Annotated in this window: 12 protein-coding genes; 3 read left to right on the top strand and 9 right to left on the bottom strand. The window is 60.2% G+C overall.

Annotated elements, in window-relative coordinates:
* Positions 1–129 precede the first annotated feature (129 nt).
* Positions 130–1,662: a Do family serine endopeptidase gene (locus V1T76_RS27030; RefSeq protein WP_330563778.1), complete on the bottom strand. Its 1,533-nt coding sequence runs from the start codon at positions 1,660–1,662 to the stop codon at positions 130–132.
* Positions 1,663–1,956: 294 nt separating this feature from the next.
* Positions 1,957–2,646: a glutathione S-transferase gene (locus V1T76_RS27035; protein ID WP_330563779.1), complete on the bottom strand. Its 690-nt coding sequence runs from the start codon at positions 2,644–2,646 to the stop codon at positions 1,957–1,959.
* 111 nt (positions 2,647–2,757) lie between these two features.
* Here V1T76_RS27035 and V1T76_RS27040 point away from each other — a divergent pair, with 111 nt between their 5' ends.
* The 3 genes from V1T76_RS27040 to V1T76_RS27050 all read left to right on the top strand — a co-directional run bounded on the left by V1T76_RS27040 (position 2,758) and on the right by V1T76_RS27050 (position 5,897).
* The gene (locus V1T76_RS27040) at positions 2,758–3,756 is read left to right on the top strand and encodes a DUF2336 domain-containing protein (protein ID WP_330563780.1); all 999 of its coding nucleotides are present in this window, start codon (positions 2,758–2,760) and stop codon (positions 3,754–3,756) included.
* 171 nt (positions 3,757–3,927) lie between these two features.
* Positions 3,928–4,587, top strand: coding sequence for a 5-formyltetrahydrofolate cyclo-ligase (locus V1T76_RS27045; protein WP_330563781.1), 660 nt, complete (start codon positions 3,928–3,930; stop codon positions 4,585–4,587).
* Positions 4,588–4,817: 230 nt separating this feature from the next.
* Positions 4,818–5,897: a DUF2336 domain-containing protein gene (locus V1T76_RS27050; protein WP_330563782.1), complete on the top strand. Its 1,080-nt coding sequence runs from the start codon at positions 4,818–4,820 to the stop codon at positions 5,895–5,897.
* 24 nt (positions 5,898–5,921) lie between these two features.
* On the opposite strand, the gene V1T76_RS27055 is transcribed toward V1T76_RS27050, so the two are convergent.
* From V1T76_RS27055 to V1T76_RS27085, 7 genes are all read right to left on the bottom strand, one after another.
* Complete coding sequence (locus V1T76_RS27055; RefSeq protein WP_330563783.1) at positions 5,922–7,172, bottom strand: bifunctional alpha/beta hydrolase/OsmC family protein; 1,251 nt, start codon at positions 7,170–7,172, stop codon at positions 5,922–5,924.
* Between the two features lie 106 nt (positions 7,173–7,278).
* A complete protein-coding gene (locus V1T76_RS27060) occupies positions 7,279–7,764 on the bottom strand; it encodes a cytochrome c-type biogenesis protein (protein WP_330563784.1) in 486 nt (161 codons plus the stop codon).
* Positions 7,765–7,768: 4 nt separating this feature from the next.
* Positions 7,769–9,754 carry a heme lyase CcmF/NrfE family subunit gene (locus V1T76_RS27065; RefSeq protein ID WP_330563785.1) on the bottom strand — a complete coding sequence of 662 codons (1,986 nt, stop codon included), beginning with the start codon at positions 9,752–9,754 and terminating at the stop codon, positions 7,769–7,771.
* A 34-nt stretch (positions 9,755–9,788) separates the two neighbouring features.
* Positions 9,789–10,238: a cytochrome c maturation protein CcmE gene (gene ccmE, locus V1T76_RS27070; protein ID WP_330563786.1), complete on the bottom strand. Its 450-nt coding sequence runs from the start codon at positions 10,236–10,238 to the stop codon at positions 9,789–9,791.
* Positions 10,239–10,300: 62 nt separating this feature from the next.
* Positions 10,301–11,434 carry a c-type cytochrome biogenesis protein CcmI gene (gene ccmI / locus V1T76_RS27075; protein ID WP_330563787.1) on the bottom strand — a complete coding sequence of 378 codons (1,134 nt, stop codon included), beginning with the start codon at positions 11,432–11,434 and terminating at the stop codon, positions 10,301–10,303.
* 155 nt (positions 11,435–11,589) lie between these two features.
* Entirely contained in the window at positions 11,590–13,071 is a 1,482-nt protein-coding gene (locus V1T76_RS27080) for a hypothetical protein (RefSeq protein ID WP_330563788.1), read from the bottom strand.
* Between the two features lie 152 nt (positions 13,072–13,223).
* Positions 13,224–13,661 (bottom strand): RT0821/Lpp0805 family surface protein, encoded by a 438-nt coding sequence (locus tag V1T76_RS27085; RefSeq protein ID WP_330563789.1) that lies wholly within the window; start codon positions 13,659–13,661, stop codon positions 13,224–13,226.
* Positions 13,662–13,848: the final 187 nt, after the last annotated feature.

Raw genomic sequence — 13,848 nt, forward strand, 5'->3', positions numbered from 1 at the left:
GTCGCCGCCGCCAGTCAGTCAGGGTTTAGCAGATAAACCCTTGGCGAAGACCGGCCCGTCGGGGTTTGGGGGCAGAGGGCAGGCCGGTCTTGCCTCACAGGTCCGGTTCGGGGCAGAACCGGTCCCTGATCAGGCGACGTTCATGGGCAGGGCCACGAACCGGGAGGTGTTGTTGGTTTCAACCCGGAAGAGAACCGCCTTGCGGCCATCCTTTTCCGCCTTTTCCAGTGCCTTCAGGACATCGGACGGGCTGTTGACCTTGATACCGGCGACTTCCAGAATGACGTCTCCGGTGTTGAGGCGCTTTTCGGCAGCCGGGCTGTCCGGATCGATTTCGGCGATAACCACGCCGTCACCTTCCATGCCTGCTTCGGCTTTTGTGGTCAGGACCAGGCCGAGGTCATCAAGGCTGGTCTTGCTTTCAGAGGCTTCCGGCTGGACGGCAGCAACCTGATCCGGCTCCTGCAGGCGGCCAAGGGTTACGGTGACGTCTTCCTTCTGACCGTCACGCCAGACCGTGATATCCACATTGCTGTCCGGCTCGTAAGCCGCGATGATCTTGGACAGCTCGCGCGGGCCCTTCACTTCGGTGCCGTCAACGGCAAGGATGGTGTCGCCCGAGCGCAGGCCAGCCTTCTGGGCCGGGCTGTTTTCCTGCGCTTCCGCGACAATCGCGCCGCGGGCCTCATCAAGGCCAAGGCTTTCCGCGATGTCATCGGTCACGTTCTGGATCTGAACGCCCAGCCAGCCGCGAACGACTGTGCCGTCGTCCTTCAGCTCCATGATGACATCCTGCGCGGTCGAAGCCGGAATTGCGAAGGCAATACCGACGTTGCCACCGGACGGCGAGAAGATCGCCGCGTTCACACCGATCACTTCACCATGCATGTTGAAGGCCGGGCCGCCGGAGTTGCCGCGGTTGACCGGAGCATCGATCTGGATGAAGTCGTCGTAGGGACCTGCGCCGATGTCACGGCCACGCGCCGAAACGATACCGGCCGTCACGGAGCCGCCGAGACCGAACGGGTTGCCGATGGCCACGGTCCATTCACCGACCTGCGGTGCTTCCTTGGCGAATTCGACATAGGTGAACTTGTCGTCACTATCGACTTTCAGGAGCGCAAGGTCAGTTCGCTTGTCCGCGCCAATGAGCTTGGCATTGTATTCCTTGCCGTCGCGATCGATGACCGTGAACTCGGTGCCGTTTTCAATCACGTGATGGTTGGTCACAAGGTAACCGTCATCGGAGATGAAGAAACCGGAGCCCTGGGATATGCCATACTGGCGCGGTGCACGGCGCTGGTTATGCTGTTGTTCACCCCCCTTGCCGCCGAAGTCGCGGAAGAAGCGCTGGAACGGGTGACCGTCCGGCAACCCCTTGAAGAAATCCTCGAAGCTGTCGTTGCCGCCATCGTAGTTCATCATGCGCGGTTCTGCGGCCTGCTTGACCTGAACACTGACGACCGCCGGGCTGACGGCGCTGACAACGTGGGAGAAGTCCAGCGGAGCCGCGGTATCGACACGAACCGCATCAGCCAGAGCCAGTTGGTTCGGGACGATGGTCTGTGCCGTCAGAAGTCCGGCTGCGCCGAGCGCAACGACGCCTGCCAGCAATTTGGCGCGACGGGAGCGCAGGGGAGAAACTGAGCGACTGTTCTGCATGTTGTCTTCCTCTTTCGAGATACGGTTTGAAGGCCATTGCCGGGTGCGCTAGCGGGGGAAGCGCCCCAGGTTCGAAAGTGAAGGTATGTCAGCCAGTCTTACAGGCGCCTGTCGGTGGCATTACGGTTTTGTAAGGTTGGGAAGCAGGTTCGAAAACCTGAGGGAAATCGCGGATCCGGCGCGATAAAAAGCTGCATATTCGTGTCCGCCGCATCAACCGCACGCAAGAAAACCATCGTCAGTGGCAACACACTCACGACAAGCGTGACGAAAAGACGGCTCCGGCCCAGGGAATCAGGACGAGGGATTCGCGTCTGAAGGAAAGAAGACCGGCGTGTCCCCTGCCCGCCAGGGGCTCCACTTCGGCATCACAGATTGGAACCGGGAAGACTTCTCGAAGGCTTCCAGCCAGGCCTTCAGGGACACCCAGTTCTGGCTGTCGAACCAGCTTCGGTCCGAGTTGGCGAACTGACGAACGAACGGCAGGATTGCATAGTCGGCTAGCGAAGCCTTGTTACCGAAGAGCCAGGATGCCTCTGCCAGACGGCTTTGCAGTTGCCAGAGAAAGTCCCCTGCACCGGCGCGCTCTGTTTCCCTGTCCGCGTCCGGATATCTCGTGTCGTATTTGTAGCGGTCGAGATGGCGTTTGAAAGGGCCGTCGCACTCAGCAATCAGCGCCAGCATGTCATCGAGATCGCCCTCCTCCGGTCGAAGCCAGTTTTCCGCATCGCCGCGCTGCAGAGCCCAGAGCATGATCTCAAGGCTTTCATCGATGACCGTATCATCGGCCTTCAGGCAGGGAACGGTCGCGGAGGGAGAGGTTTCCAGAAACTCCGGTGCCTTGTCCCGCAGGAGGACCTCCCGCAGCTCGACCTGTTCACCGCTGGCGGCAATCGAAAGCCTGGCCCTGATGGCATAGGGACAGCGGCGAAAGGAATAGAGGATCGGCTTCGAAGGTGCGGTCATGTCCGTGAAATGACGCATTGGCGCAGTCCGGTCAACAGTGACGATGACACCTCCCTGCAACGAACCAATCGGTGTTTTTCACAGGTTATAAAGGAAATTCAGGGAAACTTATGCCGATAGGGTACGGACATGAGCGACTCGCTTCTTAAGCTTGCTAAGGACAGTTCTGCGGAGAAAAAACACGAGCTTGCCGAGCACGTGACCGGCCTGCTTGTTGCCCGCGCGGACGATCCTGGTTCCGAAGAGACGCACCTTTTGAACAACATGCTTGAGGGCGTCTACGATTCCCTGGCACTCGAAGCCAAGCGCAAGATGTCGGAACGCCTTGCGGACGTTCGTTCCATGTCTTCCAAACTGGCCGCCGCCATGGCCAGCGACGAGTTGCCTGTTGCCCAGGCCATTCTGGAACGCTCCAAGTCTCTTCGCGAAGAAGATCAGCGCAAGATTGCCGAAACCAAGGACCAGGGCTATCTCCTGGCCCTCGCCAAGCGCGATCATGTCAGCAACGACATCAGCGACATCCTGATCAGGCGCGGCAGCAAGGAAGTCAAACACACGCTGGCAGCCAACCTCGGCGCAGAGATCACCATGCCGGTGTTCGAGAGCCTGGTGAAGGACATGCCCAAGCAGCTTGGCGACCGTATCCGGCATTTGCGCAAGTCAAACGAAGAGTTGCTGGAAGACCTGTTCCGGGACGACGGCGACGTCGCTGCGGGTGCGGAACTGGTGAAAAAGCAATCCAAGATCAGCCCGAAAGCCTGGCTGATGGGCATCCGGCTCGGCAAGACAACCCTCAACAAGGCAGTCTACCAGCTGGCCCAGGAACACAACCTTCTGGATGCGGTTGCCCTGCTCTCGTTCTTCTCCGGCCTCGACATGAAATATGTCCACAATCTCATGGTCCGGTTCGATTCCACCGGCATCGCTACGGTCTGCCGCGCCACGGGCATTGGCGCAATGGAGTTTCAGGCCGTTTGCAAGGAACGCTGCAAGCATCTGAAGTTTCCCGAAAGCACGGGCAGCAAGTGGCTGACCAACTATCACATGCTTGACGACACCGATGCGCGCCGCCTTCTGACGCTGATGAAAATCAAGCTGAAGGCCATCAAGCACGAGCAAGCGGCCTGACCGCATCCGGCCCAAGCGCGCTAATCTCAATCAGGTTCCGGTGTTCCAGGAAATGTGTTTGCAGGATTCCTGAGAAGGTTTCTTCTGCCGGAGGCCGTGGCCTGACCGGCAACCACAAGATAGGCTGACTGACACGATAAAAACGCATGGCGATGAAAGGAATAATCCTGAATGACCCAAGAGGACGACTCGCCGGGAGATCCTGTCTGCTATGCCGACATGCTGGTGGGTGGTTTTGTCGTTGATCAGGAGACTTTTCGCGATGTCAGCCGGTTCCGCAAATCTGAACGCAGCCGGCTCTATGAGAAGCGGAAGGGACTGACCAGCACGGAGCGTGCAGAAACTACCGCAGCGCTGATCGATCAGCTTCGCTCCGTCGTTGAAGCCATCGACTTTCAAACCATCTCGCTCTACTGGCCGATCCGCGGCGAACCCGACCTACGCCCTTTGATGACGGAGCTTTGCACGTCGGGCAGGACGGTTCTTCTGCCCGTCGTTCGCGAAAAGCAATCGCCGCTGATCTTCCGCCCGTGGCGGCCCGGGTGCGCGATGACGCGAGGCCTCTGGAACATTCCCGTTCCCGAAGAGGGCCCGTCGCTGCGGCCTGAAGTCGTGATTGCCCCATTGGTCGGCGTCGACGCCGATTTTTACCGCCTCGGCAACGGCGGCGGCTACTACGACCGCACGCTGGCGTCGCTACCGGCCAGGCCGTTGACGATCGGCGTCGGTTTTGCCTTTTGCAGGATACCGTCGATTTTTCCCATGCCCTGGGACGTGCCAATGGACAAGGTTGTCCTCGACACGGGCGCTGACACGAAAGGGCTGGGTTAATCGCATATCGGCTCAAACATGAGTTACGCAAGGATATGCAACCTTGCAGAACCGGACAGCTTTCCAAACCAAGTATAGCCAAGAAGGTGACGATGCAGATGAATTGCGGGATCTGCACTGTCAATAATACGGATGTTTTGTGAGATTTATCGTTTTTTTATCCTGTGCTTTAGACAGTTGTAAACTGTCTGTGCGTTAGCTGTGTTGTAAGAAAAACGGACAGCTCAAAGATGCTCAACGACCTTCTCAGCCTCGCTCAGGAAAGCACCCCGGAAAAACGCCACCAACTGGTGGAACACGTTACCGAGCTTTTTGTACGCGGCGCGAACAGTTACCAGACAGAAGAAATCGCCCTGTTCAACACGGTGCTGGAAAGCATGCTTCCCACCATGGAGCCGGAACAGAAGAAGGCTATTTCCGAACAACTGGCGCCGATAGACGACACGTCCCACAAGGTCGCCTATGAGCTTGCCCGGGAAGAGATCGACATCGCGCGGCCGATGCTGACGTCCTCCAATGCCCTCAAGACCGAGGACATCCTTCGGCTGGCCAAGACCATGGGTCAGGGCCACCTCTTGGCAATTTCCAAGCGTCAGCATCTGGAAGCCAATGTCACCGACGTGCTTCTGGAACGCGGTGAAAGCCCGGTCAAGCAATCGGTTGCGGCCAACGCCGGCGCGGAATTTTCCGACTGGGGCTCCCGTCTGCTGATCAAGCTGGCAGAGCAGGACGAGAAAATCCGCGACGCAATGATGGAACGCGCGGACATTACCGAGTCCGATTACGACAAACTGATCAACCAGATGCCGGATGCCCAGCAGGCAAAGATCCGCAAGCTGCGCCAGGAAAACGAGACCCTGATCCAGGATCTCTTCCACAAGGCCAGCAAGGTTGTCGCCAGCTCCAAGCTGGAACGCAAGGCGACCCGAATCAACGCCAAGGTGACGCTTAAGGAAATTCGGGCTGGACAACGCTCGCTCAGCAAGGCGATCACCCAGCTTTCGCTGTCCAACAACCTGTTCGACATCTGCTTCCTTCTGGCGGAAATGGCCGGTCTGGAGCAGAAATACGTCACCAACGTCATGGTGCGCTACGATTCCACCGGCGTCGCGGTTCTCTGCCGGGCGATGGGCGTGGAAAACGCTGATTACGCAGCGCTGTGCAAGGCCCGGGCGATGCACAACAAGCAACCGCAGTCGACCGCGGAAAACTGGGCCAACGACTATCAGTCGCTGTCAGACCGTGACGCGCGCCGTCTTCTGTCCTTCATGAAAATCCGCCTGCAGACCCTGGAAGGCCAGGCGGCCTGAGGCCGCCTCCCCGCTTTCATCAGATCATGCGCCCGGTTCGCCGGGTGTCACTTCCCGCGTCACCACGGCTGCACCTGCTTCCAGGGTACGATGGACAGGGCATTTGTCTGCGATTTCCAGCATCCGGGTCCGCGTTGCTTCGTCCAGGTTTCCTTCCAGCGTGATCAAGCGCTCGAACCGGTCGATCCTGCCGCCCCGCGACTTCACGCTTTCAGAACACTTTTCGCAATCGGCGGCGTGCACCTTGCCGTGCAGAACCCGGGTGCCGATCCGGTCGATGTCGAGCCCCTTGCGTTCGGCATACATGCGCAAGGTCATCACCGTGCAAGCGCCGAGAGCAGCCGACAGATAGCCATAGGGTGACGGGCCGCTGTCGAAACCGCCAACGTCCCTGGGTTCATCGGCAATCATCCGGTGCTTGCCGCTGGTGACCATGACCTGAAACTTGCCCTGGCCGGTCTCCACCACCTCAACACCGTCTTTCACCTCGTCGTCGGCGCTCTGCTCCACGGGATCGAGATAGCGTCCAACCCAGCTGGCAATCACGCGGGCCGCATAGGCGGCGTCCTCGCTTTTCGACAGAAGGTGATCTGCGGTATCGAGGGAGACGAAGCTTTTAGGATGCTTTGCGGCGACGAAAATGCTTGTGGCATTGTCGATGCCGACAACTTCATCAAGCGGGGCATGCATGACCAGCAGCGCCTTGCCGAGACTGGCGACCTTGTCCCGAACGGACTGGGCTTCCAGGTCCTCCAGAAACTCCTTGCGGATGGTGAAGTTGCGCCCTTCGAGACAGACTTCGCCCTGCCCCTGCTGGCGGATCGTGTCTTCCTCACCCTTGAAGCTATGGATGACATGATCCGCGTCAGAGGGGGCGCCAATGGTCACGACAGCCCGCACTTCGGGAATGTCGGCGGCAACGGACAGAACCGCGGCTCCGCCGAGCGAATGGCCAATCAGCAACTGGGGGGCCTGATAGTTCCGGCGCAGGTAGTCCGCAGCCCGTTTCAGGTCTTCGATGTTGGAGGAGAAGCCGGTCGAGGCGAAATCACCGCCGCTGCCGCCAAGGCCAGTGAAATCGAACCGGAGCACGGCGATGCCTTCCTGCGAAAGCGCGCTGGCGACATGGCGTGCAGCAGCGATGTCCTTCGAGCAGGTAAAGCAGTGCGCGAACAGGGCAAAGGCCCTGATATTGCCTGAAGGCAAGTCCAGCCGGGCAGCGAGGCTTGCCTCGTGTGCTCCGTCAAATTCCAGTTTCAGCGGGTGCTGTCCCATTCTCCTGCCTCCATGCGGTCGCTCGACCTCAGGTAATCACACCTGCCCGTGATACAAGTCACGCCTTTGTGTGACAGCGGTGACCGCAGTCTCAGGACAGGCCGGGTCAGTCGGTCTTGTCCAGCAATGCTTGCAGGCGGCGTTCTTCTTCGGCAGTGAGCCTCGGCGCGGTGGGATCGGTGGCGGCGGAGCGGTTGCGGGCGCGCTTGCGCAGCGCCACGCCAATTGCGATCAGCCCTGCGATCAAAGCCACGGGACCGGCCGCCCAGAGCACAATGGTGTGCCAGGCAAAACGGGGTTTCAACAGCACGAATTCGCCATAGCGGGAAACGAGATAATCGACCACCTGCTTGTCGCTGTCGCCAGCGACCAGCCGCTCGCGCACCAGAATGCGCAGATCCTTGGCAAGCGGAGCATCACTGTCGTCGATGGACTGGTTCTGGCAGACCATGCAGCGCAGTTCCGATGACAAGGCGCGAGCCCGGTGTTCCAGAACCGGATCGTCCAGAACTTCGTCCGGAGCAACGGCAAAAGCCGGTCCGGCAAGAAGGCTGAGGCCAAGCAGCAAGGCAAGGAAAAGGCGCTGTATCATCCCGTTACTCCGCCGCCGCCATGGTCTGCTGACGCTTGCGGGCCGGTTTGGGAGCTCCCACACGCAGCCGCCTGTCGGCGATCGAGAATACCGCACCGAGCGACATGATCACACAGCCGATCCAGATCAGCGTGATCAGCGGCTTGAAATAGACCCGCACGTCGACGGCGCCATCGCCGCGGCCTTCGCCCAGCGAGAGATAGACCTGCGAAAAGCCTGTCGTATAGATGCCGGCTTCGGTCGTCGGCATCTGCCGGGCGGTATAGATACGCTTCGACGGGTCGAGTTCAGCCACCAGAGCCCCACCCTGACGGATCGAGAAGTGGCCGACCTCTTCGGTATAGTTCGGACCGCGGCGCGGCGCAGCGCCTTCGAATGTCATCTGATATCCGGCAAGCTCCACCGTATCGCCCGGACGCATGGTGAGGACCCGCTCTTCCTGAAACGCGGAGGCGGTGACAATGCCAAGGACAGTGACGCCAATGCCGAAATGGGCGATGGCCGTGCCCCAGGCAGACCCCGGCAGACCGACAAGACGTGCAAAGCCGCGCTTGAAGCCGATTTCGAAGAATTTGACGCGTGTCACGATTTCCGAAACCGCGCCAGCCATCACCCAGACAGCCAGCCCGACACCGAGCGGCGCCAGCACCTTGTCCATGCCCCACGCCCAGTAAGTGACAAGCGTCAGCAAAAGCGCCAGGCCGAAAGCCGCGTAGAGCCGCTGGCAGGCTGCGCCGAGATCTGCCCGTTTCCACGACAGGACCGGGCCGAAGGGAATGGCCAGAAGCAGTGGCACCATCAAGGGTCCGAAGGTCAGGTTGAAGAAGGGAGCGCCGACCGAGATCTTTTCACCCGTGACGGCATCGAGCACCAACGGATAGAGCGTGCCGACAAAGACCGCCGCACAGGCCGCCGTGAGGAACAGGTTGTTCAAGACCAGCCCACCTTCCCGGCTGATGGGTGCGAACAGGCCGCCCTGCTTGAGCATCGGCGCGCGCCAGGCGTAAAGGCTCAGAGAGCCGCCGATGAAGACGCACAGAAGCGCGAGAATGAAGACGCCGCGGGCCGGGTCGGTGGCGAAGGCATGAACCGAGGTCAGGACGCCGGAGCGCACCAGGAAGGTGCCGAGAAGAGACAGCGAGAAGGTGAAGATCGCCAGCAGGACAGTCCAGACCTTGAGCGCCTCGCGCTTTTCCATGACGATTGCCGAGTGCAGCAGCGCGGTGCCCGCCAGCCAGGGCATGAAGCTGGCGTTTTCGACCGGATCCCAGAACCACCAGCCACCCCAGCCGAGCTCGTAGTAGGCCCAATAGGAGCCCATTGCGATGCCAAGCGTGAGAAAGCACCAGGCAAGCAGCGTCCACGGCCGCACCCACCGTGCCCAGGCAGCATCGATGCGCCCGAGGATCAGCGCCGCGACGGCAAAGGAGAAGGTGATCGAGAACCCGACATAACCGACGTAAAGCAGCGGTGGATGAATGGCGAGGCCGATGTCCTGCAGGATCGGGTTGAGGTCAGCCCCTTCCAGCGGCGGATTGACGATCCGCGTGAAGGGATTGGATGTCGCCAGCAGAAACAGGATGAAGCCGGCGGACACCCAGGCCTGCACCGAGAGCGTCACAGCTCTCAGATCGGCAGGAAGGTTGCCCCCGAAAACGCCAACCAGTGCGCCGAAGAACACCAGAATCAGTACCCACAGAAGCATGGAGCCTTCATGGTTGCCCCAGACGCCTGTGAACTTGTAGAGCAGCGGCTTTGCGGAATGGCTGTTTTCGACGACGTTCAGAACAGAGAAGTCGGAACTGAGATAGGCCCCCGTCAGCACCATGAAGGAAACCAGGATCAGGACAAAGAGCATCACCGAAACGGGTGGCGCCACCGCCATCAGGCGGTCATCCTTCTGGAGCGCGCCCCAAATCGGCAAAACGGACTGGACAAGTGTCAGAGCGAAGGCCAGCACGAGTGCGTAATGTCCGAATTCGACAATCATGTCCGTTCCTCTTCCTCACCGGCACTGCGAACAATCAGTTCGACTGGCCTTCCTCGCCTTGCCAGTGTCCCTGCGCCTTCAGCGCTTCGGCCACTTCCTTGGGAATGTAGTTTTCGTCGTGTTTGGCCAGCACACTGTCTGCAACGAAGACGCCATCCGACCCGACAACACCTTCGGTAACGACACCCTGCCCTTCCCGGAACAGATCTGGCAGGATGCCCTTGTAGGTGACGGCAACCGTATTGGCCGTGTCAGTCACGCGAAAACGGACCTCAGCGTTGTCGGAACGCACCACCGAGCCTTCCTCGACTAGCCCGCCGAGCCTGATGCGCTGACCGGGCGCCACGCCGTTCTGGGTGATTTCAGTCGGGCTCTGGAAAAACACGATCTCGCTTCTGAGCGCGATCAATATCAGCGTCAGCGCAACAGCCAGCACCGCGCCTGCCGATCCGATAAGGGTCAATCGTCTTTGTTTGCGTGTCATGAGCCAAGCGTCCGATTTTCATTTCCCCGGCGCAATCGCGCCGACCGCAGCAGATCCGCCACTCAACCGTCAGATAGACCAAGCTTGCTTGCAGCGTCCTTGATCATGGACAAGTCCTCGGGTTTGTCCGCATATGCCGACAATGCCGCAGCCAGAGCCTGTTCCGCATCCTGTTTCTTTCCAAGGACCATATAGGCACGGATCAGTCGGTTCCACTCTTCGGCCGATCCGCCTTCCGTCGAAAGGCGTTCGGCAAGACCGGCAACCATATTGGAAATCATGGCCTGGCGGTCTTCGGCCGTCATCTCACCGGCGGCGGCAACCTCTTCCTGCGAGGGGCCGCGCAGGGTGTCGCCTGCAGGCGCTTCTCCAGTCAGCCTTGCCATTTCCTGCCGGGCCGCGCCAACCCAGGCAGCGTTTTCGTCAGCTCCCTGAAGAAGGGCCTGCCAGGCGGCAATGGCTTCTTCCTTGCGGCCTTCCTGGCCCAGCGCAAGCGCCAGGAAGAAACGCGGCTTTACCGCTGCCGGCTCGAGGCCGACGGCCTGCTCGAAAGCGGCGCGAGCCTGGGCAGTCACCAGCCCCTGATTTGCAATCGTCAGGGCTTCCCCCATGTCGGTCAGCCAGGCCTGCCGGGGGCCGAGAATGCGGATCGCGTTGGAATAGGCCTTGGCGGAAGCCTGGGGCTGGCCGAGAGACATATACACCGGAGCGATGACCGCCCAGCCTTGTCCATCTTCCGGATTTTCCGCCAGATGGCGCTCCACGCGGGCAACCAGCAAGTCCACGGATTGTTCTTCCGCCGGAGCATTGAGACGGCTGAGCAGCGGCTGGTCGGGAAGCCCGGGAGAGCCAAGGACGATATAAAGTCCGAACGCCATGACCGGCAGGGCCAGCAGGGCAAACCCTTGGGCAAGCTTCAGCCGCCCCGTCCGAACCCCGCCTTGTTTCGTGGCATCCCCCCTGTCGTGCGCCGCCAGCAAGCGGCGCGCGATTTCCGTTCGCGCGGCCTCGGCAGCTTCGGCATCGATCAGGCCTCGTTCGAGTTCCTTGTCGATGGCGGCAAGCTGCTCGCGGTAAACCGCCTCATCGGCGCGTGCGGGCGCAGCTTCCTGGCCTCGCCGCGAACGCGACAGGGGAATGAGTACAGACAATGTCGCCGCCCCGGTCAGCAGCGCAATCAGGATCCAGAACACCATGGCGCACTATAGACAATTCAATGCGGACAAAAGCAAGGTGGCTGAGCTGTGACCGGCGGTCGCGGTTGAGATGTTTCAGGTCATGAAACCGCTGTGAGTGCCCCTCGCCGGAATTCACAAGCCGGCGCGAGGATGGCGGGCCTAAGGGAAAACCGTCAGCGGCGACCGAGGGCGCTGGCAACCAGTTTGCGCTCCGGACTGAGGCCGGAAGGGACGCTGGCCGCATTCATGCTTGCCTTTGCATAGGCAGATTGCCGACTGCGGCGAAGCTGCGAGGCATAATCAGCGCCGTAATAGATCTCCGACAGCATGATGGCGACATCGGCTGCGGCCGTCTGCGCCTCCAGTGCCGGTCCCTTGGCCTTGCCAAGATCGGTAATCAGCGAACGGGTCAGGATCTCAAGCGTCTGTTCAACCGCCTGACGGGTGCGCTTGCCGATCTCGTTGACTGCAAAGGTCTCGGAGGCGTTGCGAACCATCGCGACGACGCGCAAGGTGCGTACGGCATCATCTATGGCGGACTGATCGATCTGCAGCTTGCCTTCCTTGTCGAACTTAGGCACCTGCAGTGCCCGGCGCACGCTGCCGTGTGCACTGTTCAATTCCCGGGTGACAACGCTGGAAATGCTGCGTTTGGTTTCCGCCAGACGCTTGTGCCACCTGCCTGTGACGGCAAGGTCCATGTCGCGTTCAACGCCGCGCACCAACGTGTGGTATTCGGACAGCGCCTGAGAGAAGGCAACAGGATCCGGATTGTTGTTGCGGTGCTCAAGCGCCAGGATCTGCAGACGTTCGGCCTCGCTCATGACCACATCCACGAAGGGCGCGAACTGGGACTGGGCGATCGCCTTGGGATCGCTGTCTCCCGCCAGGCGCCCGGCAAAGGCACACAAGGCCGAGGGCATATCGGAGCGGTCCACGAGGGCAGCGGCGATTACGGGCACATGGTCTGGAAAACGCGCCGAGCACTTGTCGACCAGACGCAGAACGTCCGTGTCCTGCTTCAGCCGATGTTCATTGATGCGGTCCGGTATGTTCTGCAGAAAGGGAACGAGCCAACGCTCCGCCGCGAAGATCTTCTGGATGTCGCGAACTTCCGCGATCCCGCGATCACCGCCAAGTTCGACAGCCATCCGGCGCTTGTCTTTTTCCGATATCTCGGCGCGCCGAAGCATATCACCAATGGCGTCCACCGCACGCGAGCGCAGCGCCTGAACAAGAGCATCCACCCGCTCGCCGCTGACAGCGGCATTACCGGCCTGTTCCAGGACGAGGCGGATATCGGCGGCCATCACATCGCGGCTGAGCCAATTCCAGACACGATCCAGAACACCGCGCTGAATGCGGCCTTCCTGCCGGGTCGGCAGCATTTCGTTGATCAGAAAGTCATCAAGCGGCATGAAGAACATGCGCTGTACCTGGCCCCGACGCTGCGCACCGCCAGGCATTCCTGGCGTCACCGACTGCGGTTTGCGGATAAGAGCAACAGCTGCGGCAAGAACAAGCTGGATGTGCGGGTCGGCCTGCTTTTGAACCTTGGCGCGTTCCAAATTCCGGACCAGAGCCTTAACCGCGTTAGGGCTTAGACTGCTCAGGTAGGTTTTGATCTTGGTTTCAAGCTGGTCCGAATATGCCATTCAAAGCGTCAACATCGCGATCCGTTTCACCGCAAGTTTAACGACAGAAGACTTAAGCAAGTGTTGAGAAAAACCTTAGGAAAATTAAAGGCCCCGCCCCTTCGCACCAGCATGGTGGAGCTGCCTTCAACCGGGTCTTGGTGCTGGCAGGATCAGCCAATCACCTGCCAGTTGCCTTGGTCGGTTTCGCAGGCCGTGCCACGTGCCTGCAAGGTGCGGCCCTGAAGGACCATTTCGTGGGTGAACTCGCGGCAGCTCGTCTCGTTGACGAAATAGACCGGTCCGGGGCGGACCTGGCCGCTGCGTCCGGTGCGCTCGTTCTGCCAGGCAACCGAAACCCCGAGCCCGCGTGCGCGCAAGGCCCGGTTCTGCGCATCTTCCGCCGCCATGCGATCCGACGGCTCAAGCGCGTTGCCGAACTCGTTGTTTACAAGAACCGAAATAGCCGTGTTCGCCTCAGAGCCTGCCACATTCGCATTCGGGTCGCCGAAAAAGGACCCCCAGGAGTTGCTGTCTCTCGATCCGGACGTCATGGAGCATCCCGCCAGAACCAAGGCAAGAGCAAGACACGAGGCACCGCGAAGACGCATTCTTGAAAGCTCCAAGTTCCGAGGATTTCAACCAGGAGCAGCCAAAATCCGAGTGCTGACCATTTTCATAGGCTAACGCAAGTCGATTGCGCTAGAAGGCGTGAAACCGGCTGAAACCGGCGGATGAATCAGTGATATTTTTAATTTGTGGCCGAACTTGGCCACAACCATGTCTTTATTGCCGAGA

Source organism: Roseibium sp. FZY0029, from assembly GCF_036350355.1.
In the GTDB taxonomy this organism is placed as follows: Bacteria; Pseudomonadota; Alphaproteobacteria; order Rhizobiales; family Stappiaceae; genus Roseibium.